This is a genomic window from Terriglobus sp. 2YAB30_2 (genome assembly GCF_052114765.1).
Lineage (GTDB): Bacteria > Acidobacteriota > Terriglobia > Terriglobales > Acidobacteriaceae > Terriglobus.
Genome location: NZ_JBFRFJ010000001.1, coordinates 585,387 through 607,304, shown reverse-complemented (window position 1 = coordinate 607,304; position 21,918 = coordinate 585,387). Strand labels below are relative to the sequence as shown.

General features: G+C 56.8%; 14 protein-coding genes and 1 tRNA gene. 12 read left to right on the top strand and 3 right to left on the bottom strand.

The window, feature by feature from the left end:
* The first annotated feature begins 621 nt into the window (after window positions 1-621).
* The 4 genes from AB4Y89_RS02295 to AB4Y89_RS02280 all read left to right on the top strand — a co-directional run bounded on the left by AB4Y89_RS02295 (window position 622) and on the right by AB4Y89_RS02280 (window position 8,542).
* Entirely contained in the window at window positions 622-2,205 is a 1,584-nt protein-coding gene (locus AB4Y89_RS02295; RefSeq protein ID WP_442299294.1) for a tetratricopeptide repeat protein, read from the top strand.
* Window positions 2,206-2,388: 183 nt separating this feature from the next.
* The gene (locus tag AB4Y89_RS02290) at window positions 2,389-3,684 is read left to right on the top strand and encodes a TolC family protein (RefSeq protein ID WP_442299293.1); all 1,296 of its coding nucleotides are present in this window, start codon (window positions 2,389-2,391) and stop codon (window positions 3,682-3,684) included.
* The gene (locus AB4Y89_RS02285; RefSeq protein ID WP_442299292.1) at window positions 3,684-4,883 is read left to right on the top strand and encodes an efflux RND transporter periplasmic adaptor subunit; all 1,200 of its coding nucleotides are present in this window, start codon (window positions 3,684-3,686) and stop codon (window positions 4,881-4,883) included. Before AB4Y89_RS02290 ends, AB4Y89_RS02285 begins: the two co-directional genes overlap by 1 nt.
* Before the next feature lie 11 nt (window positions 4,884-4,894).
* The gene (locus AB4Y89_RS02280; protein ID WP_442299291.1) at window positions 4,895-8,542 is read left to right on the top strand and encodes an efflux RND transporter permease subunit; all 3,648 of its coding nucleotides are present in this window, start codon (window positions 4,895-4,897) and stop codon (window positions 8,540-8,542) included.
* Window positions 8,543-8,986: 444 nt separating this feature from the next.
* On the opposite strand, the gene AB4Y89_RS02275 is transcribed toward AB4Y89_RS02280, so the two are convergent.
* Window positions 8,987-11,386: a glycosyl hydrolase family 95 catalytic domain-containing protein gene (locus tag AB4Y89_RS02275; protein ID WP_442299290.1), complete on the bottom strand. Its 2,400-nt coding sequence runs from the start codon at window positions 11,384-11,386 to the stop codon at window positions 8,987-8,989.
* 428 nt (window positions 11,387-11,814) lie between these two features.
* Window positions 11,815-11,889: transfer RNA gene (locus AB4Y89_RS02270), tRNA-Val, on the bottom strand.
* A gap of 130 nt (window positions 11,890-12,019) precedes the next feature.
* On the opposite strand from AB4Y89_RS02270, the gene AB4Y89_RS02265 reads away from it, so the two are divergent.
* The 4 genes from AB4Y89_RS02265 to AB4Y89_RS02250 all read left to right on the top strand — a co-directional run bounded on the left by AB4Y89_RS02265 (window position 12,020) and on the right by AB4Y89_RS02250 (window position 15,565).
* Window positions 12,020-12,748: an RNA polymerase sigma factor gene (locus tag AB4Y89_RS02265; RefSeq protein ID WP_442299289.1), complete on the top strand. Its 729-nt coding sequence runs from the start codon at window positions 12,020-12,022 to the stop codon at window positions 12,746-12,748.
* Between the two features lie 28 nt (window positions 12,749-12,776).
* Entirely contained in the window at window positions 12,777-13,265 is a 489-nt protein-coding gene (locus AB4Y89_RS02260; protein ID WP_442299288.1) for an anti-sigma factor family protein, read from the top strand.
* A gap of 216 nt (window positions 13,266-13,481) precedes the next feature.
* Window positions 13,482-14,018 carry a DUF3106 domain-containing protein gene (locus tag AB4Y89_RS02255; RefSeq protein ID WP_442299287.1) on the top strand — a complete coding sequence of 179 codons (537 nt, stop codon included), beginning with the start codon at window positions 13,482-13,484 and terminating at the stop codon, window positions 14,016-14,018.
* Window positions 14,019-14,329: 311 nt separating this feature from the next.
* On the top strand, window positions 14,330-15,565 hold the full coding sequence (locus AB4Y89_RS02250; protein WP_442299286.1) for a TlpA disulfide reductase family protein: 1,236 nt from the start codon (window positions 14,330-14,332) through the stop codon (window positions 15,563-15,565).
* A gap of 50 nt (window positions 15,566-15,615) precedes the next feature.
* Here the strand turns inward: AB4Y89_RS02250 and AB4Y89_RS02245 are convergent, their stop codons facing one another.
* Window positions 15,616-16,485 carry a proline dehydrogenase family protein gene (locus tag AB4Y89_RS02245; RefSeq protein ID WP_442299285.1) on the bottom strand — a complete coding sequence of 290 codons (870 nt, stop codon included), beginning with the start codon at window positions 16,483-16,485 and terminating at the stop codon, window positions 15,616-15,618.
* Between the two features lie 132 nt (window positions 16,486-16,617).
* Between AB4Y89_RS02245 and AB4Y89_RS02240 the strand changes: the two genes are divergently transcribed.
* The 4 genes from AB4Y89_RS02240 to AB4Y89_RS02225 all read left to right on the top strand — a co-directional run bounded on the left by AB4Y89_RS02240 (window position 16,618) and on the right by AB4Y89_RS02225 (window position 21,870).
* The gene (locus AB4Y89_RS02240; protein ID WP_442299284.1) at window positions 16,618-17,808 is read left to right on the top strand and encodes a YncE family protein; all 1,191 of its coding nucleotides are present in this window, start codon (window positions 16,618-16,620) and stop codon (window positions 17,806-17,808) included.
* 503 nt (window positions 17,809-18,311) lie between these two features.
* A complete protein-coding gene (locus AB4Y89_RS02235; RefSeq protein ID WP_442299283.1) occupies window positions 18,312-19,631 on the top strand; it encodes a two-component system sensor histidine kinase NtrB in 1,320 nt (439 codons plus the stop codon).
* A 349-nt stretch (window positions 19,632-19,980) separates the two neighbouring features.
* Window positions 19,981-20,313, top strand: a complete 333-nt coding sequence (locus AB4Y89_RS02230; protein WP_442299282.1) for an energy transducer TonB — start codon at window positions 19,981-19,983, stop codon at window positions 20,311-20,313.
* Window positions 20,314-20,397: 84 nt separating this feature from the next.
* Window positions 20,398-21,870: a methyl-accepting chemotaxis protein gene (locus AB4Y89_RS02225; RefSeq protein WP_442299281.1), complete on the top strand. Its 1,473-nt coding sequence runs from the start codon at window positions 20,398-20,400 to the stop codon at window positions 21,868-21,870.
* The last annotated feature ends 48 nt before the right edge of the window (window positions 21,871-21,918 follow it).

Below are 21,918 nucleotides of genomic sequence, written 5' to 3'. Positions count from 1 at the left end.
CGAGCGCATCCCACCAGAGTTCGGCCGTACTGGCTGGGGTCATAAGCGCAATCGGAGTAAGAATTCCATGACAACGAACCTGTTCGACCAGATCTCTCCAATTTCCGTCGGTCAAAGCCAGTTCGGTCACGATAACTGTCTCATTCGGGATCGACCTGAGTAAGTCCAATGCCGCGGCTATGCTGTGGGCCCAGTGCATCACTAGCCCGTATGCTTCAATATCTGTTAAAAGTGCTGGTTCCGGGTCCCGGATGGAGACGAAGATTACCGTGTCTAATCGCCTGGATGTCTGCATCAGTAGTAGTTCTTCCTGACTCCACCCTATGCCGTCAGATCTTCCATTGGCCGTAAGCAGCCGTAAGGTTGCCGTAAGACGCGCGGCTTTGGAGCATAATTAACGAGGGAGACAGGAAAGTGCCAGGTCCACCCTCGCCGCCGTATACCACCACCCCAGCGCCTGGCGCGGCCCCTGTGCCGGCTACAGCGATTCGCGAGCAACTGGCGCGGATGGTAGAAAGCCCCGGCTTTGTCGCCTCTGCACGGATCTGCCGCTTCCTGACACACATCGTTAACCGAACCATCGATGGGGATATCGACAGTCTGAAAGAGTTGTCCGTCGCGATGGAGGTCTTCGACCGAACCTCAGAGTACGATCCGAACATCGATGCAATTGTCCGGGTTGAAGCTCGCCGGCTGAGAACGAAGTTGAAGGCCTACTACGAGGGACAAGGAGCCGGCGACCCGGTTCTGATTGGATTACGTCCCGGGAGTTATGTACCTATCTTCCGATGGATTGATGCTCAGCCTGCGAAACATCGTGAAGAAATCGGAGCGACAGCCCCCGCTCGTATCTGTATTGCGGTATTGCCATTCGTCAACATGAGCCCCGAGCCGGAACAGGACTTCTTCTGCGCTGGCATCAGCGAAGAGATTACGAACTCACTCACGCGTGTCGCCGGGCTAAATGTGATTGCCCGAACCTCCGCCTTCCACTTCAAAGGTTCCAGCATCGACATTCGTGAAGTGGGCCGGCATCTGGGCGCCGATCTCATCATCGAAGGGAGTGTCCGGAAAGCGGGCGAACAACTTAGAATCACTGCTCAGGCGATCCAGGCGGAGTCCGGACACCACCTATGGTCTGAAACGTTTCGTCGCGAACTCAAGGACATATTTGCAATACAGGAAGAGATTGCACAAACAATCGCAGATCTGCTTAGGCTTCGCATTCCTGAAGCGCACGTAGCTCAACGGCCTCCCGAACTGAATCTTAGTGCTTATACCGCGTACTTGCGTGCCCGCTTTCTGATTCATCAACAGTCGCCTGAGGCACTACAGTCAGCACTGGAGCAACTGCGGACGCTCTCGACGGCGTTTCCGGAGTACGCTCCCGCATACAGTGGCATGGCTGTAGCAAGCGGCCTGCTCGCGCAGTTTGGCGCGGTGTCAGGACGCCAGGCGTATCCGGAAATAAAGGCTAATGCAGAGCGAGGCTATGCACTCGATCCGCGGTCTGGAGAGACATGTACCGTGCTTGGCGGGCTCCGCGGCTGGTTCGAGTATCAGTGGGATGAAGCGAACCACTTATACGATCGCGCCCTGGAGCTTCAACCTGGCCATGCGCCCGCCCACATGTTTCGTGCAATGGCTTTGCTGTGCCAGGGAGACTTTGCGGCTGCGGAAGCAGGACTCCGCCGCGCAATGGAATTGGATCCGCTATCGGCCAGTGACTGTGCCCGGATGGCCTATGTGCATTACCTCAAGGGAGACTATTCGGCCGCGACCGAACATCTTCAACGATCATTTGAGTTGGATCGCGACTATCCCGAAGCGCGCTTTTACCGCGGGCTTTTGCAATTCCAACAACAACATTACGATGCAGTCATCCAGTCTCTCTCGCCTTCCAACTCCCCACTGGAAATTGGCCTGATTGCTGCGGCGCACGCCAGAGAAGGCAGGCCTTCGCAGGCCGAGGAATGCATCGCAAGACTACGTCAACTCGCGAAACAGCTTTACGTCACTCCCTTGGCGGAAGGTTTTGCCGCAATTGGGATGGAAGACTTCGATCTCGCCTTTCTGCGGCTTGATGAAGCCGTAGAAGACAAGACGAATTTTACAAATCTCATCGCGGTAGAGCCATTTTTCCATCCTCTCCGAGCCGACCGCCGGTTTGCCAAACTGCTGAAAAAGCTAAACTTAAAGGTTTAGCAAAACCGTAATAAGGTCGTAATCTTACGTCGGGCTTACGGCCCATTACTCCCTTCCCCGCTCGCATTGAGACAGCATTGTCTCATGCAACGACGCACTCGAACCGCTTGCTTCACTCTCACACTAGCGACGCTGACACTGCTAGCGCGGGGCCAGGATCTCGCACCTCGATCTGCCGCGTCGATGGAACGAGCGGCAGAACAACACTCGGATATCTCTGAGTTACCCCTCGAACAGGCGATTGAACTCGCCATCGCAAACAACAGCAACCTGAAGACCGCCAGCCTCGAGACGCAACGGGCAACCGACGATCTGGCCGCAAACCAGACTCGGCGATTTGCAAACACCCAGGTCCTGGGGCTTGGGGCACAAATGGTCACGAAACCGTCGGTCACGTTTCCCGCGGGCGCGTTCGGCACATATGCCGCGACTGGCCCCATTCCGGGTGCTAATCAGAAAGTTGAAATTGCAAGAAAGCCAGCCGGCACAGTCAGTGTCGCCGTCGTCCAACCACTTTCGACGCAGTATCAGCTGCACTTGCAATTGAAAGCTCTTGGGCTGGGACGCGACAGCACGATCCAGGATCAGAAGAGAATACGCCTTGAGGTAGTCGATAACGTCCGTCGTGCTTATTACGAGGTTGTCGAGGCTCAAAGCACCCTGGATAGCCTTCAGGCATCACTCCCTTACTACGAGGAATCGCATCGGCTGGCACAGGAAAACCGTAGCAAAGAGACCATTCTTGGGTCAGATGTGCTGAATGCCGATGCACAACTTTTGAAGATGCGGAATGCAATCAGCGATGCAAGGGATAGAGTCGCATCGGCTTCTGAAAAACTCAATGACCTGATGGGCCGGGATATACACACGGAGTTCCGTGTTGCTGCAATCAGCCAGGCGGACGGCGATTTCGCCTCCCTCGAAGCCATGGAAAACAGCGCGCTTCAAAACCGGCCGGAAGTGAAAAAGGCGCACATTCAGGTAGAGCAGGCGGACTATGACGCGCGCGCGAAAAAGGCCGAGTATATTCCCGAGTTGAGCCTGGCTTTCAACTACTACACGACCGCGAATTTCGAAAATATCCTGCCAAGCAACGTCGGAACGGCGGGGCTGTCACTCCGCTGGGAACCGTGGGATTGGGGCCGTAGACGGCACGAATATGCAGAAAAGAAAGTAAAGGAAGAACAAGCCAAGGTTGGAGTGAACGCCACCGAACGCAGCGTGCTTCTGGAAGTGAGAAACGCGTTCCGGCAACTTGAAAATAGCCGGCGGCAATTGGCATCGACCGATGCCACAGACCTCACGGCGCGGCAACGGCTCAAAGAAGTTCAGGAACAAGTGAAGCGTCAGGCGGTATTAAGCCGCGATTTGTTCCAAGCACAGTCGGAGCTAGCTTCTGCCGACAGCGGTCAACAGCGTGCCCTCGCTGCGTTCTGGAAGGCAAGGGCCGATTTGAAAAAAGCGATTGGAGAAGAGTGATGCGGATATTTATTGGAGTGTTGAGTATTGCTTCGTTTGCAGGTCTCGCCGGCTGCGCGACAAAGAAACAGGCAGATCCTGAGCCGGTCCCGGTTCAAGTGGAGACCGTTACGACTCAGCGGGTACAGCCCAGCTGGAATTACTCTGGCGAAATCCGTCCAGACATCGGTGTGCAACTGGCGTTCAAGGAGCCTGGGTATATAGCCACTCTTTATCGCGTCAAGGGAGCCGATGGACGCTTGCGTGACCTGCAGGCCGGCGACGAAATACCGGCTGGAGCGGTGTTGGCGCAGTTACGACCTTCTGATTACCAGGCGTCGTTCACCTCGGCGATGGGCCAGCAGAACGCGATGGAGGAGGCACTCGAAGCTTCTCAGGCGGAGCTCGAGCGAATCAAGGCTACTCAAGCGAAAGCTGACCTTGATTTCGACCGGGCACAGGCCTTGTACGCCGCAAAAGCTATGACTCGTCCTGATTACGACTCAGCGGTAGAGCAGCATCTGGCGTCGGCCGCCAGTGTGGAGGCTGCCACGCGACAGATCGAAGCGCGTCGTGGCCAGTTGCACGCGGCACTCGGGCAAGCATCCTCGGCACGGATCAATCTTGCGGATACGAAGCTGATCGCTCCAATGCCAGGAGTCATTGTTGAGAAGAATATCGAGCGCGGCACGTTGGTGAGCGCAGGCACAAACGCTTTCGTTCTCGACGACACGCGATTTGTGAAAGTGAACTTCGGAGTTCCCGACACCATGTTGGCTTACCTTAAGCCAGGAGCTGAGGTCCCTGTGCGCCTCGATGCCTTGCAGGGGCAGACACTCATGGGGCGCATCACGGAGATCGCCGCTTCTGCGAATCGAGAATCGCGGGTCTTCAATATTGAAGTTACTTTGCCTAACCGGGATCGATCGCTCAAAGTGGGCATGACCGCAAGTATCCGCATCGATCGCGGCGATCCGCACACGGTGCCCGTGGTGCCAATGACTGCCTTGATGACCGTGCAATCCGGTTCAAACAACTACTCACTCTTCACCGTTACCGAGCGCGGCGGAAAGCAGTTTGCGCAGTTGAAAAGTGTGAGGATCGGCAAGACATTCGGTAAGTCAGTCGTCATCGACGAAGGTCTCACGCCGGGAGAACGAATCATCGTCAACCGCACCAACCAGCTAAGCGATGGAAGCCCTATCCGGGTGGTTAACTAGGAGGCCCAGGAATGACACACGAACACAACGAGCAGTCCACAGAGAAGAAACAAAATCTTGCCCGCTTCTTTATCGAGCAGCGCCACGTTGCCTGGGTATCTCTCGCAGTCGCAATTGTTTGGGGTATATACGGACTTCTGAATATGCCGCAGCGGAAAGACCCGGACATCCCGGTACGTCAGGCGATGGTGATCGTACCCTGGCAGGGAACATCGTCGGAACAAGTAGAGCAGTTGGTAACCAGAAAGATCGAGCAGGCTCTTGCTTCGAATCAGTGGGTGACTGAGATCAAGAGCGCTTCTAGAACGGGATCGACTATGGTCCAGTTCGAGTTGGCGGAAAAGGGTAAGTACGACCGGGATAAAGAACTGGACGACGTAAAGACCAGGCTGGACGCCATTCACGACCTTCCCCAGGGGGCCGGGCCGATTCTTTATATCAAAGATTTCGGAGATACGTCCGCATTGATGCTTACTGTAGCCAGTCCATCGGCTGACCCGGCTCAGATTGAGTGGACCAGCAAGATGGTCGAGGCTCAGATTCGGAGCCTTCGAAATCTTCTACCGACGCAGTCGCAACCACGGCGTTCAATTGTGATCGCCTTTCCCAAGTCGATCGATAATGCCGAGGTGCAGCGCAAGCTGTCCTGGGTAGCCCAGGATTTGGTCGCTCAGCAACTTTGCGCGGACGTCCGGCCGTTTTCGGGTGAAGGGTTCACAGGAGTGGACCTGACAACAAACCTCAGTTCTGCGGAACTCCAATCAGCCCTGAGGAAGTCTGCTGATCAGAACCTGCAGACGGACGAGTTTCATCCCGATGCGTGGCAACCTGCAATCATCGACAATCCGGCGGATACAGCCGCAGCCTTACAGACCGCTGCGGGTGACAAGTACACCTATCGCGATCTCGAAGATTTTACCGATACTATCCAGCGGAGCCTTAAGACGCTGCCGATTGTCTCCAACGTAGAGCGCTCCGGCGTGCTGGGTGAGAATGTGTTTTTGAACTTCTCACAGGAGCGTCTGGCGCAATATAAGCTGACGCCGGCGGATCTTCCTAAAGTTCTCGCAGCTCGTAATCTTCCAGACGGCGGCCAGACGCTCAATGCAAGCGGACGAACCGTGAGCATCAACACGACGGGCGAATTCAAGAGTACTGACGACCTGCGAAACATGATGATCGGCGCATCGCCAAATGGAACGCCGCTCTACTTGCGAGACCTCGTGGATATTGAAAGGGGATATGAAAATCCGCCTTCGTTCCTGAACCGCTATACCCGCAGCGGTAAAGACGGTAAATGGATCACCACGCGAGCGATTACCCTTTCTGTGCAGATGAGAAAAGGAGAGCAGATCAGCTCTTTTGGCAAACAGGTGGATGCCAATCTGGAGAGCGTCAGAAAGACACTCCCGGCTGATCTGATTCTGGCGCGAACCTCAGACCAACCGCTGCAGGTACACGACAGCATTGAGCTTTTCAGCCACAGTCTGGTTGAGGCATTGGTGCTGGTGGTGATCGTGGCTCTGATCGGCTTCTGGAGCTGGCGAACAGCCACGTTGATTGCCGTCTCCATGCCAATTACGCTCGCCATCACCTTTGGAGTGATCCACACTCTTGGCATCGACCTCCAACAGGTCTCGATCGCATCTTTGATCATTGCGTTGGGACTGCTGGTAGACGTACCCGTCGTATCGGGGGATGCGATCGTACGGGAGTTGGGTGAAGGGCAGCCAAGAGCCACTGCGGCGTGGGTGGGACCGACAAAACTCTTCAAAACCATGGCATACGCAACGGTAACGAATATCGTTTCGTATCTCCCCTTCCTGTTACTGCCCGGAGACACCGGCAAGTTTCTCTACAGCTTACCGGTTGTCATCAGTTGCTCGTTGCTAGCGGCCCTCCTGGTCTCAATGACATTTGTGCCACTCATTAGTTCGTTTCTTCTGCAGAGCCGCAGCGAAACTCCTATTGAGGTCAGGCGACAGCGCGGATTCACTGGTTGGTACTATCGGACTGCACGGAAGGCCATTGAACACAGGAAGCTCTGCCTGGCAGCATCTCTTATTCTGCTTATCGCAGGCGGCGTGGTTTTCTCCACGCTGAAACCGCAATTCTTCCCCAAAGATCTCCAATATTTTTCCTATATCGACGTGTGGCTACCTGAAGACTCTCCGGCAAGCGCAACCAGCGAAGTCGCGCAACAGGTCGAATCCATCACACGTCAGGTAGCAGAGGAATATGGAAAGCGCCATCCGGAACATGGCCGTGCAAAAGAAGTGCTGCAATCGATGACGACGTTTGTGGGCGGCGGTGGCCCTCGTTTCTGGAGCAGTGCCACCCCTGAAGACCGGCAGACGAATTACGCCCAGGTCATTCTACGTACGAAGGACAATCACGATACGACCCCACTTCTAGCTCTTTTGCAGGTCGAATTGGATAGAAGGATTCCAGGTGCCATCATTGACACCCGGACTCTGGAAACGGGTAAGCCTGTCGGGATTCCAATTCAGGTCAGAATCTCGGGCGAAGATTTGCCGCGCCTGAAGCTTGAAGCGGCGAAGCTCAAGCAGATCTTTCGCGATGTTCCGGTGGCTGCCAGAGTTCGAGACGATTGGGGTGACTCAAGCACCAGAGAGGTAGTACATGTCGATGTCGACCGCGCCAATATGGCACACGTCACGAACGCAGATGTCTCGACTTCTATCGATGCGGCACTTCATGGTGTAACCGCTGGGGCTTTGAGAGATGGCGACAAACAGGTTCCGATTGTTGGACGCATGCAAATGGAACAACGTGCTCAGCTCTCTGATTTGCACAGTCTGTATGTCTTCTCGCAACAGGGGACGGCGCCAGTACCTGTCGATCAGGTGGCGACAATCTCTCTAGAGCCCGTAGTCTCGAAAACCAAGCGCTTCGATCAGTATCGGACCATCACCATACAGTGCTGGCCTACTCAAGGTCATTTGCCGTCGGAAGTCCTTGCAGCAGCTATGCCGAAGCTGAAAGAGTTCCAGAAACAACTTCCCGACGGTTTCATCTTCCGGTTCGCTGGCGAGCAAAAAGAGCAGGTTAGTGGTTTCGGCGATCTCACAACTGTACTTGTGATTTGCGTGTGCGCCATTTACCTCGCACTGCTCGCGCAATTCAAGCATGCCTTCAAGCCCTTGATCGTGTTTGCTGCTATTCCTTATGGAATCGCCGGAGCGGTTATCGCGTTGGCGATCATGGGGCAGCCATTTGGCTTCATGGCCTTCCTGGGAATCATCAGCCTCATCGGCGTGATCGTGAGCCATATCATTGTTCTGTTTGAATTCATCGAAGAACGCCGGGAAGCTGGCGAGGATCTGGAACAGGCGCTGATCGACGCAGGTATTCTCCGTCTGAGACCCGTCATGATTACTGTCGCGGCCACGGTGATTGCTCTGTTCCCACTGGCGGCGCACGGTGGTCCCCTCTGGGAGCCCTTGTGCTACGCCCAGATTGGGGGCCTGACGATTGCGACGTTCGTAACGCTCGGTCTCGTGCCGGTTCTCTACTCCTTTGTAGTCTTGGACCTGAAGCTGATCCGTTGGGAGCAGGTTCAAGAGACGACATCCGCTGCCACTTCCGACGATGTCAATGAAACGCCGATAGTTTCTAGAGTTCAACCATGCTCATAGATACAGCTGCAGTGATTCAACATGCCTGGATCACTCGCTTTCGGCCAGAGGATGGCTTTGTAGCGAGCTGTGAAGCAGGAGGAAAATCGACCAGCAGGACAAATTGAGGAGGGCGGCGGTCTTTCGCCGCCGCCCGTAGTCTATCTCGCCAGCCCTCTGTCGCCCGCTACCAATCGAGCGGCCCGGAGAGTTGAAGGGGGCCATCGTATGTTGTATCGGCCTACCGAGGAAGAGTGGCACGCGAGCCTCGCCAAAGCGGCCGTGCGACAAAGGCCAACACTCAAGCGCGGCTGGCAAGGCTTGTGTCGGTTTGCACCGGAGCGTTCATTCTCGCACCCACCGGGCTTCCTGACCATCTATCGGTCAGACCAGTTTTTTACACCAATCTGTCGGCGTATAGTGCCGCATCAAAGCAGTTTTTGAGCAATCCCTGGTTGAAGCCGATTAGGGGATGGCGGTGAGGACGTATGTTTCGCCGGCCTTGGTTTCGAAACTGATCTCAGCATTGTCCACCCGCTTAAACATGACGCTCTTGCCGCTCGAAGTGCGAACCGTGGCGCCTGCAATTGCCGGATAGCGCAGCTTGAGTGAACCACCAACTCGAGAAAGAATCTCGAAACGATCCGCATGTCCATTTGACCAGTTTGCGGAGACCTCGAAGGCGCCGCGAGCCAGCAGGCCGCGATAGCTGCCCTTCGGCCACGCTTTCGGAAGAGCGGCCAGAGGAGCGACGACTTCCTCATGGCTTTGCAGCAACATCTCGCCGACTCCGGCAGTCACACCGAAATTGCCGTCGACCTGGAAGAGCTTCGTCGTCGTGGAATCTCGATGGTTATTCCAGAGGTTGTGCATCGCATGATTCGCCTGCCATGTGTGATAGCACGCATAGGCTTGATTACCGTCTCCGGTACGTGCCCATGTGGCCAACCGCTGGGCCACCGCCCAGCCTGGTGTACCGGTGGTAAGTCCGCGGCCTTCCAGAGAAACCTTCGCTGCTGCTAACCAAGTCGGCGATGTCGAATTGATCAACTGCCCGGGATAGAGCCCAAGGAGCTGAGACATATGCCGGTGATGAGGCTCCCCAATCGATCCGTAGGTAGTTTCCTCGCGATATTCCTTGATCTGCCCTGAATCGCCGATCAGAATTGGGTCGAGCCTAGGCAGCTGTGCCTCGAGAACGGGAATCAACGGGTCGTGGATGCCGAGGGCCCGAGCCGCCTCGATCGTATCGCGATAGCTTTCATAAATCATCTGCTGATCAAATGTCGCGCCCACTGTCTGCAGGCTGTTGGCATTTTCCGGTGACGACGATGGCTTGGCGAGCAGCTTGCCATCAACGTCCTGCACGAAGCGCGACAGGAAGTTCGCTTGTCCACGCATGGCCGGATAGACGACTTCGCGGAGTAGTTTTCTATTTCGCGTGAAATCGTAGTCGTCCCAGAACAGCATCGTGGTCCATGGGCCAGTGCCGAACCCGGAATGACTGGTTTTACCGCTACGCTCGTAGGGGCGCATGGAATTGCCCAGCGCCCAACCGTTGTCACCGTCGGTAGCTAAGCCGGAAGGGTGATATTGGGTAAGGTACTGGTTCGCCAGGGCTTGATGGGCAGGAAGATAGGCTCGATAGAAATCAATATAGGGATCAAACAACTCCGGAAGGTTGGTGTTGAACGCGAGCCAGTAGTTCATCTGCTGGTTCACGTTGTGCCAGTAGCCTGCTGTCCAGGGAGGATCCTGATAAACATTCCATAGGCCCTGCAGGTTTGGCGGCAACGCCCCGGACCGAGATGAAGAGATCAGCAGGTAGCGGCCGAACTGGAAGGCGAGCTCGTCCAGGTAACCGCTTGATTCACCCGATCGAACTGCATCGATCAGTTTGTCGGTGGTGATCGACGGCATCGGAGTGTCGAGGCTGAAATTTACCCGGCCATAAAGTTTTGTGTAGTCCGCTTCGTGCCGCGCCAGCAGATCGTCATAACTGCGGGTAGCCGCTGCAGCAATGGTGTCGCTGACCTTCTTGTGGGGATCGGGAAAGCCCTTGAGCTTGTCCAGCCGATCGGTAGCCGAGAACACCTGGGGATTCCCGATCTGATAATTGGTGCCAATGGCGATCAGAATGACGGCACTGGTTGCACCCCGTACGCTGATGGAGCCACCGTCAGAATTCGCTGCGGTCAGCGTTCCACCCTGAGGGATCACCTTGAACTGTCCCTCGAACTTGATTCCGTAATAGTCCATCGTTCCTGCAAGGGTGATGGTATTGCCGTCAGCCTTGACCGCGCCGTGCTTACCGCGGTTGTCGTCTTTAGCATGGCGGAAGTCGGCAAGATAAGGAATTGTGGGATGGAGTGTGAATTCCAAAGCGCCGGCCTTCGAGGCGCGCAGGCGAATCACGAATACCTTGTCCGGGTAGCTGGCGAAATATTCCCGCTGGTAACCAATACCCGCATCATCGTAGGAAACATGAGCGGTAGCACTGTTCAGCACCAAGTCCCGTGAATACTTGCTGGGCGCCGTGTGCGGAAACTCCAGAAAGACCTCGGCAAAGTTATTCAAGCCGCCGATCTTCTCCGTTGGAGCGTCCACCAGGCTGTTCTCGGTAATCTGCAGCCGGTCCTGCTGTACGCCGCCAAACAGGTTCACACCCATATAGCCGTTGCCCAGCGGCAACGACTGACTGACCCATCCCTCGTTGTTATCGACAGCGGGATGGTCATACAAAAGTCGTAACGGAGTTCCCGCGCGGTCGGCAGGCGCGGTTGCAGAACCGCCCGCACGAACAATCTGCGAGAGAGCGGCGGGTATTGGCAGCAGGGTAACAACAGCTAAAACGATCAGCCGCATAACAGATGATGTCCTCTTCAGAAGATTCGGAAGATCAAATCGGCAAGCCCACCTTCTTTACGGGCTCGCTTGACTTCGTTCAACGTAATTCACCTGTGAATTGTACGTTTCACCAATGATTGAAATCTAGCGACGTCTCACTCACTTCCAGGTGCTTCGCCGAACGATCGCGACGCGCACAAAAGCTGGGGTCGGTGAAGGACGTCCAGTCGCATCTGCGGCACTCAAGAGCCGACACGACGGCAAACGAGTACATGGAGGAGCTGCCGGAGAGTGTGAAAGAGAGATGGTCGGAGCGGTCTTCGAAATGCTCACCGCAGGGTCAACCAGCCGGCAACGTAGGAAGGATGCGGCCGGTACAACCGGTTCAATTTGGCATCAAATGGCATCAAGTCCATTTCGCCACTGCCTGTAAGTGATTGATTTGATGGTGGGCACAGCAGGATTCGAACCTACGACTTCCACCGTGTGAAGGTGGCACTCTACCGCTGAGTTATGCGCCCTATAAAGGGTAGAACCGGGCCGCGGACTGCCGCTCACGCCGCCTCGATGACCTTATTCAAGATACCATTGACGCCCTGATGACGCCACTGGCCGCAACTGGCATCTCAAACGGTAGAATAGGCCAACGGAATGCCGGAGCCACGATCATCCAAATTCCCGGAGGAAGGCGCGCAACCTCCTGCCGAGGACCGTGTTCAGAAAGATATGGGCACGATGGCGCTCAATCCGGACCTCCATACCGTCACCCTTCCCGACCCGGCGGTGACTGGCATACAGGCCGATTTTGCGGCCAACGACGACGTCCAGACCATGCTGGCGCTGAAGGCCGGCAACGTCGCCGCCTTTGACATTCTTCTGGCCAAGTACCGCAAGCCAATTGTGAGCTTTATGTATCGCATGGTGCACAACCAGGCGGTCGCAGAAGAGCTGGCGCAGGAGGTCTTCCTGCGGGTCTTCCGGTCACGTGAGACCTATCGCGCCGAAGCTCGTTTTTCGACCTGGCTGTACCGCATCGCCACCAACCTCGGCGTGAACTATGCGCGTGACACCAAGCAAGAACGCTCTGCCCCGACGGTGCACCTGGATGAGCCGGATCATGAGACCGGAACCATGCCCGATGTCGCGGATGACACGCCGACGATCGAAGCCGATCTCCTCAGGGAGGAACGCATGCAAGCCATCCGGCAGCATGTGATGGCTCTTCCAGAACGGCAAAAGAACGCCGTTTTGATGCACAAGTATCAGGGAATGGACTACAAACAAATAGGCGAAGTGCTTAAACTGTCTGAGTCCGCTACCAAATCGCTGTTATTCCGCGCCTACCAGACGTTGCGCGTGAAACTGAAGGATTTCGTATAAGGCGCTTCGGCGCCGGGATGAAACTGTTATGAACTGCCATGAATTCCAAAACGAGCTAGAAGACCTGGTACTCAACCCGGCAAAGGCTCCCTCGCGTGCAGCCCAGGCTCACCTGTCCGGTTGTGAACCGTGCAGCGTTGAGCTGAAGGAACTGCGTGCGACATTTGCGGCAATGGACGCCTGGACGGCGCCTGAGCCTTCTCCCTGGTTTGATACCCGCGTGAACGCCCGCATCCGCACTGAGCAGCAGGCTGCTCCGGCCGGATTCCTGGAGCGTTTGCGCGCCCGCTTGCTCTATAACACCGGAGCCCAGTTCCGCCCGATGATGGCCGGAGCCATGGCGCTGGTTCTGATGCTGGGCGGCGCAGGGGTTGTTACGCAGTTGAAGTCCACGCCTCCGGTGCGAGCCGCAGTGGTTGACGACCTTCAGATTCTGGACCACAACGACCAGGCGATCCAGGAGATGGATCTTCTGGACGACTCTTCCCAGGACGAAGACGGGACTCCTCAGACCTAGGAGCCCGTACCGCATCCTTTTCTTGAGTTTTGGGTCCTCCTTAATAGAAAGGGATTGCAGACTTTCTATGGAAGGCATCTCAGGCGTGTGGCCGGGAACCGAAAAGTAACGCGGGGCGTGATATTTCACTCTGGCTTTTACCGCGAAAGTTGCTATCGTTGGACGCGTAGGGGTACCACAAGTACGGAAATGAACTGCTTAGGCACAATACGGAGCGTGACGCTATTAGCCCTGACGGCTGCTGTGGTCATGCCAGTATTGGCTCAGCAACGCCGCCCAGCGCCGCAGCGGCAGATGTCACCCGCCGGAGGCGGCGGTCGTGGCGAACATCTTGCCCAGTGGATGGACAAGCACCGCAACCTCACCCCGCAGCAGCAGCAGAATGCTCTGCGCAGCGAGCCCGGTTTCCAGCAGCTTCCGCCGGAGACCCAGGCACGGGTGATGGGCCGGCTGGGTCAATTGAATGCCATGCCTCCGCAACAGCGTGAGCGTGTCATCAACCGTGCAGAAGCGATGGAGAAGCTGGAGCCGCAGCAGCGGCAGCAGGTCCGTGGCGCTTTGAGCCAGCTTGGAGCATTGCCGACGGAACGCCGCCGGCTGGTGGCGCGGGCCTTCCGCGACCTTCGCCGGATGCCTCCGGAGCAGCGGCAGAACACCCTTAACTCCCCTGCTTACCGTGACTTCACGCCGCAGGAGCGCTCTACGCTTAACAACCTAATGCAGGTAGAGCCGATGCTTCCGCAACAACCGTAGAGGTTGATGCATCCAATGGATGTCAGTCGGTACCGCGACCGCTCAAACTTGACCGGCCGAAAGTAATCGATTATCGTGCAGAAGATGTCTCATTACGCCATCCACGCTTGTTGTTGCCGCTGCTGCTGTCCGCAGCAGGCCGCCGTGGAATTGCGTTTCGGACGGTAGAGTCAGAATTCACAACCTGATTCCCTCCTGATCCTAGAAAACCTCCAATTCTCCGAGAGCCTGCGACCTTCCCCAGAAGTCGTGGGCTTCTTACTTTGCCCCGGAGAAATCACCCGAAACAGTTCACCAGCAAGGAAACCACCATGAATGCACGTCTTGTCACATTCGCCTCTGTTCTCGCCTTCACTCTGCCGGCCCTTGGCCAATCGGCGTTGACCGGCACGTGGGAGGGCTACTCTGAGATCCATGGGCAGAAGGTCCCCGTCAAGCTAGAGCTCAAGCAGGAATCCAATGGCGTGAAGGGCGCTTTTCTAAGCGGACCGGAACGCTGGGAAGCTACCAGCGGCTCGTCCACGGATGGGAACCTGCTGCTGAGCTTTGACTACTTCGCCCGCAAGGTCGACGCGACCGTTAAGGGCGACGACCTGACCGGCACCTTCGGCACCGCGACGACGAAGTATCCGCTGGCGCTGCACCGTGGCGCTGTGAGCAAACCAGCCACTGCCAAGGGGCCCGATATTCACGGCGATTGGGAGATTGCCGTTGGCACGTCCACCAAGGGCGAGTCGGCCTGGAATATGAAAGTCGAGCAGACACCTACCCTGATAAAGGGCGCCATCCTGCGTATCGATGGTGACACCGGCGGTCTGTACGGCAACTACGACGCCGAAGCGAAGCAGTATGTCCTGTCGCACTTCACGGCTGCCGGACCAGCGCTCTATACCCTGAAGCCGCAGGATGACGGCACCCTGGTGGTCACCAACGCTCTCAAGGACGACCAGCAGTGGACCGCTCGCCGTCCGGTTGACGCGCGCAAGGAGAACCTGGCTCCTCCCACGGCCACCACAGAACAGACCCGTTGGAAGGATCCGGCCCAGCCGCTGTCTTTCAGCTTCCCTGACCTGAGCGGCAAGACGGTCTCCAGCAAGGACCCGGAGTTCAAAGACAAGGTGGTCCTGGTAGCGATCGGCGGATCGTGGTGCCCGAACTGCCACGATGAGGCTCCGCTGCTCGAGTCGCTCTACAAGAAGTTCCACAACAAGGGTCTGGAGGTTGTAAGCCTGACCTTCGAGCAGGATGAAGATCAGCTCAAGAACCCGGTCCGTGTAAAGGCGTTCATCAAGCGCTACAACGTGACCTATCCCGTGCTGCTGGCCGGAACCACTGACCAGTTGAACGAGAAGATCACCGGCGCCGAGAACCTGAACTGCTGGCCCACCAGCTTCTTCCTGGATCGCGAAGGCAAGGTACGGGAGATCCATGCCGGCTTCTCCGGCCCCGCGACCGGCAAAGCTCACGAAGAGCTGGTCAAGGAGACCACGGATCTCGTCGAGAAGCTGCTGGCCGAAAAGTCGCAGACGCTGAAGGCGAGCAACTAATAGTCTTTCCCGAAAAGGCCCACGCCGGCATACGCCGGCGTGGGCCTTCTTCAATTCCGGAAGAAGTTCTTCGCCAGGAAGATCACGTTCGCCGGGCGCTCGGCCAGACGGCGCATGAAGTAGGGGTACCACTCCGGGCCGAAGGGCAGATAGACACGCACGCCCCAACCCTGCTTCACCAGCGCGCGCTGCAGGTCGCGTCGCACACCATAGAGCATCTGGAACTCGAAGGCCGTCTTCGGCAGCTTTGCTTCGATGGCAAATCGCTTCAGCTCTTCGATAATGCGTTCATCATGCGTTGCCATGCCGCAGAAGACACCACTGGTCATACACCTCTTGGCGAGCTTGAGGTAGTTCGCGTCGACATCGGCTTTCTCTGGAAAGGCCAGTGACGCCGGTTCCCTATAGGCGCCCTTGCACAGCCGGATGCGGATTCCCTGCCCCAGCAGCCGTTCGACATCCTGTTCAGTGCGGTAGAGATAGGCCTGCAACACAGTGCCGGCAGCGCCGTACTTGTGGAAGAGACGCTCGGTCATAGCGACTGTCGCCTCCGTATAGCCGGAGCCCTCCATATCAAGGCGCACAAAGTTCCCGACACGGGCGGCCTGCTCTACCAGTTCGCCGACCACCTCTTCGGCCAGCAGCGGATCGACATCCATGCCCATTTGCGTCAGCTTCAGGCTGACATTGGCCTTCAAGTTGCGCTGGGCGATCGCGTCAAGCATCTGCGCGTAGAGCCTGCCGGTGCGGCGGGCGTGGTCCTCGGAGAGGACGCTCTCACCCAGAGCGTCGAGCGTAACGGACATCCCGTGCCGGTTGAGGTCTTCGCAGGCTTTCAGAGCCTCGTCCAGCGACATGCCGGCGACGAAGCGGCTGGACATCCGGCGGCCAAGGGTGGAGCGCTCAGAAAAAGCGCGCATCTGTTTGTTTTGGGACAGTGCGATGAAGAAACTGCGAAGCAAGGTCTCGTTTTCCCTCTGGTTCCTTTGCAATGTAGCCTTCATGGCATTGCTTTGCAAGGGCGCGGGATTGATACACTCGCATCTGTGCGTGTGAAATCGCTGTTCCGGGCTGCCCTTCCTGCCATGCTGGTACTCCTCGCCGGTTGCAGGCGCGGCGCCTTTCCGGAGTACCCGGCAAACTATCGCGAATTTGCGTATGTCACCAACGGCGCGGCCAATACCGTCACCGTGCTGGACCTGGTGTACCTACGCCAGGACAAGGTGTTGCAAGTAGGTCAGTCGCCCTCAGGCATCGCCGTCAACCCAGTACGGAATGAGGTGTACGTCGCCAATGCAGGTTCCGGCACCGTCACGGTGATCAATACGGAGCTGAACCGTATTGAAGCCACCATCGGCGTACAGCGCGGTCCCTACTCCATTGCGGTCTCTCACGATGGAAAGCGCGCCTATACGGCCAATTCGGGATCGAACTCGGTCTCGGTCATCGATCTGGATACGCGCCGGCAGATCGCTGTAGTCGGCGCAGGCGAGAAGCCGGGTGTCGTGGTGGTAGCGCCGGACGACCGCGCTGTCGTGGTCACCAACCGGGAGTCGGGATCGGTCTCAGTCTATGCCGTGTCCACAGAACAAGCCGGCCCTCCGCTGAAGCTTCGCAGCACCTGGAGCAACTGTCCCGGCGCGACAGACGCTGCCATTATCGGAGACTCGACCAAGGTTTTTGTCACCTGCTCCTCGAACCGCCAGGTGATGGCAATATGGCTCGCTGCTGACCCGAATGAGTGGCGCGGCAAACAGGATCCCTCGCTGCAGCGGGATGCATTCTTGACCATGCTGGACGTAGGTGAGACGCCGATGCAGATCACGCTCAAGCCAGATGGCTTTGAACTGTTTGTTTCGAACTTCGCCTCAAACACGATCTCTGAGATCTCTGGCTGGACCAATGAAGTGAGCAACACCTTTCCCATCGGCACGCATCCCGTTCACGGTGTGATCAGCAGCAAGGACAACACAAGCTTCTGGGTCTCAAACTTCGGTGCGGATATGCTGAGCCTGTACAGCATCGATGATGGGAAACGGGTCGGCAGTGTCCGTACCGGTACAGCACCCGATGCTCTCGCCTTCTCAAGAGATGAACACCTGTTGCTGGCCGCTAATTCGAAGTCCGGCGATGTCGCAGTGATTCGCACCGTTGGCCGCAATGGTCAGCCGGAGCTTTTCACCATGCTGCCCACAGGTGCACAGCCGAATGCCATCGGAGTGAAGGCATTCAACGTGAAGTAGTCTCCGGTTTAACGCGCGGATTTTACGGACGCTTGCTGGACATTCGACTACACGAACATTGGACAAAAGCCAAAGGGCGATGGCCGACAGTTTCGACTGCTACGTCGCATTCCATGCCATCTAAAAAGCGGCGACCTGAAAATTTCAATGCACAAAAATGTCTCTCACAAGCGAGGAACTCTTTCGTTTTAGGTGGCATCCCACCTTCAATGAGTCCGCCGATGTAGGCGAGATTTTTTGAAAGCTGGAGTCTGGTCGTGACGACGCGTCCTGCCTTGAACTTTCGTCCCTTTCGCACTATGGGCATTTCAGGAACTCGGCTACCCACCTCTCTTCGAGTTTTCTATGGCGCGATTTTTGGAATCGTGCCGCTCCTCCTCACTCTCCTCATGCCTCCCACCCACCGGTCTCCTTACCTGTTTGCCTATCCAGCGGTTGTGTTGACCGCTTGGCTATGGAGCACTGCCGGGGCGGTCTCATGCGCGGTCGTTGCTGGAGCTGTGTTGGAGCATTTCATCTTCTCCGCGCGTCGGATCGACTTGGCGCCAAGCGCCTGGATCACCCGCGAAGCTCTTTTCATAGCCGGGTCCCTGTTGGTTGGATTGCTGACAAGACACGCCGCCCTGCAACGGGAACGCATTGCGACATCAGCCTGGACGGTTGAGGTACGTGGTCTGCGCGCTGAGAAGGCAGCCGAGATCGCGGAAAAACAGGCGGCCGAGTTGCGTTTAGAGAATGAAGCTCGCGTTCGTATGGCTCTCGACGGAGCCAATGCCGGCATTTTTGAATGGGACATCGTCGGTAACCGCTCAATCTGGTCTGACGGCTTCTATCGCCTCCATGGACTGGAGCCTGGCGGCATAGCTAGCTATGAAATTTGGAAGCAACAAGTCCATCCTGATGATGCCTCTCGCGTGGAGGCCGATATCACACAAGCTTTGACTGGCGTTGGAAGATTCTTCACCGAGTATCGTATTCGCCGGGCCGACGGAGATATCCGCTGGGTCGCCCTCGAGGGAAATACGGCTGCCGGACCGGATGGAAAGGCTGCGATGATGCGTGGATTTTGCGGCGATATCACTCGCCGCAAGCTCTCGGAAGCAGCTCTTCTGCAAACGGAGAAACTGGCCGTCGCCGGCCGGCTGAGCGCATCGATCGCCCACGAAGTGAATAACCCTCTCGAAGCGGCCCTAAACCTCCTCTATCTATTGCAAGCCGGGATTCGCGAACGAGAGTACCAAGAATACTTAGACATGGCAGTGCAACAGCTCGACCGCGTTGCGCAGATCACCAAACAAACTTTGAGATTTTCTCGAAGTGCTCCCCCTACAACTCCTTGCTATCCCAAAGAGCTAGTGGAAGGCACACTCCGTCTGCTTGGTGCCAAATTGCAACTCGGCGCTATCGAATTTTCAGTTGATGTGCGTGGCAACTCCCCCTTCGCAAGCGCGCCCGGTGAAATACAGCAAATTCTCACCAATCTCATCAACAACGCAATGGAGGCGATGAAGGCGCCGGGGCGTCTCCGAATTCGAATTGCCGATTCCGTGGATTGGAAAACGAGAACCCGCCCAGGCGTCCGCATCTCGGTTGGAGATACGGGAAGCGGTATGCCTGCTGAGGTGCGAAGAAGACTCTTCGAGCCTTTCTTTACTACCAAAGGGAACTTCGGAAACGGGCTCGGCATGTGGGTGATTCAACAATTGCTTGAGAAACATGATGGATCGCTTTCAGTTAGCTCCAGCCTTTCTCCTGATCACCACGGAACGGTTATGTCTCTGTTTATCCCCCGTGGTGAACCCAAATTGAACTCCACTCCCTGATCTTCTTCGTACCTCCAACCGTCTCTGCGCACTCGGTTGTTCTCTTCGAAGTTGGCCTCTCCCCCTCCTGATAGCCATGTATCGAAATAGGACAGTGCTAAAGGTAACTAGTGCGAGCGCCGGGGCGACATCGCATGGCTTCCGTTCATGCACGTCTTCCCAGACGGCATAGGCTGTCTAAATTGCAGTATTTGTTGAAGAAACAGCGCGGAGCAGCTTCAAACACGCCTTGCAAATTCGTCGAGTTTTTAGCGCGTTAAAAAAATATGTCGCAATACCGCGGTTTCTCTAATGGACATCCCCAGAGTGCCGATAGGGAGAGTGAATGACTTTCCTAAGGAGCCCTCTCATGAAGTACGCCTTGTCACCTAAGTCTTCTCTGGTGCTTTTCGCCGCTGGTCTGTTCTTCCTGACCACCAACTCTCTTCATGCCCAGTCGCGTAAGGCTGTGTCGAAGACCCCTCCCACCTATCCTGCTCTCGCCAAGCAGATGCACATTGGCGGCGTGATCCGCGTTGCAGCAACCGTCGATGCAGGTGGCAACGTTCTGAAGGCTGAGTCCGATAGCCCGAACAAGATGCTGGTTTCCGCTGCTGTCGATGCTGTGAAGCGTTGGAAGTTCGCTCCCGGCGACGCGACCGAGACGATCACCGTAGAGATCAACTTTGAAGCAAACAACTAGTCACTGCTCTGAAGAGCAGTGCTAGTTGTACACCACACACTGTCGCCATTGAGACACTGATCATCCCTTTTGGAGTTAACTGTAATGGGCATTAGAGGCAAACTTTTCTGGAGCATTGGCGCCCTCGCGCTCGGGTATGTCTTTTTCTTTGCGCTGATGGCGATCACCACATCCACGGTACAACGCCATCTTCACGTAGCGTCGGACTTCCTGTTCCCCGGCGCTTCCAACCTCCAGCTCGCGGAGTCCAGTTCCCAGCGAGTAGCGAAGTCCTACAAGGACGCTTTGATGTTGCAGGATCCGTCGGCGCTGAACACCGGCGACACGGAGACCCGGGCCGTTCTCAGCGCCCTGGAAGCTGCAAAGGAGAAGCTCTCCTATAACTCCACGTACGGCCAGAAGGCCAGTGACCTGATTGCTCGCTATCAGGAACTGCATGAGCGTGCGCGCGGTGCGTATGCGAAGGCAATTGCCAACCCGGCGAGCGCCGATCCGAATATGCTCGCGACACTCGACCGTGACCAGGCTGCGGTAGACAAGGCCATCGATGAGCTTCGTACGGAAGTGGGCAGCACGAGCTATCGTGCGGAGCTGGAGTCGGTGACCTCGGCTAACCATGTTCAGGCTGTGCTGGGCATCGCGCTCTTCCTGCTGGCCCTGGTTGTCGCCGGCGGCTCCCTGATCATCATGGAGAGGAAGGTCAGCGCTCCTCTGCGCCAGCTTGCCAAGAACCTCGCAGTGGGCGCCAGCCGCGTATCGGAGTCCGCGGACCAGGTCTCTGAGTCAAGCGAAAGCCTGTCACAGAGCTCTTCACGCCAGGCTTCTTCCATCGAAGAGATCTCTGCTTCCTCTGAAGAGATCCGTGCGATGGCGCAGGCCAGCAGCGATAGCTGCAGCTCGACGGCTGAACTGGTTGCCATGTCCGAGGCGAAGACCATTGAGTCCAACTCCTCGCTCAACGAACTGATCCGCGCCATGGAAGGCATCACCGCCGCCAGCGGCAAGATCTCGAAGGTGATCGCCATCATCGATACGATCGCATTCCAGACCAACATCCTCGCGCTGAACGCTGCGGTTGAAGCGGCCCGTGCAGGCGATGCCGGTCTCGGTTTCGCAGTCGTCGCCGAAGAGGTCCGTACCCTGTCGCAGCGCTGCGCCGAAGCAGCCCGCGATTCCGCCGAGCTGCTTGGTGAGTCGATCTCCAAGTCGCAGAGCGGCAAGGCGAGACTCGACGATGTGACGGCAGCCATCGCCGGCATCACCGAAGAGTCTTCCAAGGTCAAGCGCCTGGTCGACGAGATCAACCTCCGCAGCCGTGAGCAGACACAGGGCATCATCCAGATCTCGCGTTCACTCTCCGGCATGGAGACGCTCACGCAGCAGTCAGCCGCAAACGCGGAGTCCAGCTCCTCGGTTGCATCGACACTGAAGACGGAGTCGCGCGCCCTCAACGAGAGCGTTCGCATCCTGAGCGCAGTCGTCGAAGGCAAGACACAGCTCGACAACAAGAGCGCTCTCAACGCGTGGGACATTCAAACCCAGTTCGAACCAGCCTGAGTCTTGGGTTTCAAAACGAAATAGCAAACAAAAGACGGTTCGAGCGAT

Bases quoted from the DNA above. Each gene is read 5' to 3' on its own strand.
- AB4Y89_RS02245 (WP_442299285.1), bottom strand. From the start codon at position 16,485: ATGCGCGCTTTTTCTGAGCGCTCCACCCTTGGCCGCCGGATGTCCAGC.
- AB4Y89_RS02290 (WP_442299293.1), top strand. From the start codon at position 2,389: ATGGAACGAGCGGCAGAACAACACTCGGATATCTCTGAGTTACCCCTC.
- AB4Y89_RS02275 (WP_442299290.1), bottom strand. From the start codon at position 11,386: ATGCGGCTGATCGTTTTAGCTGTTGTTACCCTGCTGCCAATACCCGCC.
- AB4Y89_RS02295 (WP_442299294.1), top strand. From the start codon at position 622: ATGGAGGTCTTCGACCGAACCTCAGAGTACGATCCGAACATCGATGCA.
- AB4Y89_RS02285 (WP_442299292.1), top strand. From the start codon at position 3,684: ATGCGGATATTTATTGGAGTGTTGAGTATTGCTTCGTTTGCAGGTCTC.
- AB4Y89_RS02230 (WP_442299282.1), top strand. From the start codon at position 19,981: ATGAAGTACGCCTTGTCACCTAAGTCTTCTCTGGTGCTTTTCGCCGCT.
- AB4Y89_RS02260 (WP_442299288.1), top strand. From the start codon at position 12,777: ATGAACTGCCATGAATTCCAAAACGAGCTAGAAGACCTGGTACTCAAC.
- AB4Y89_RS02250 (WP_442299286.1), top strand. From the start codon at position 14,330: ATGAATGCACGTCTTGTCACATTCGCCTCTGTTCTCGCCTTCACTCTG.
- AB4Y89_RS02280 (WP_442299291.1), top strand. From the start codon at position 4,895: ATGACACACGAACACAACGAGCAGTCCACAGAGAAGAAACAAAATCTT.
- AB4Y89_RS02265 (WP_442299289.1), top strand. From the start codon at position 12,020: ATGCCGGAGCCACGATCATCCAAATTCCCGGAGGAAGGCGCGCAACCT.
- AB4Y89_RS02225 (WP_442299281.1), top strand. From the start codon at position 20,398: ATGGGCATTAGAGGCAAACTTTTCTGGAGCATTGGCGCCCTCGCGCTC.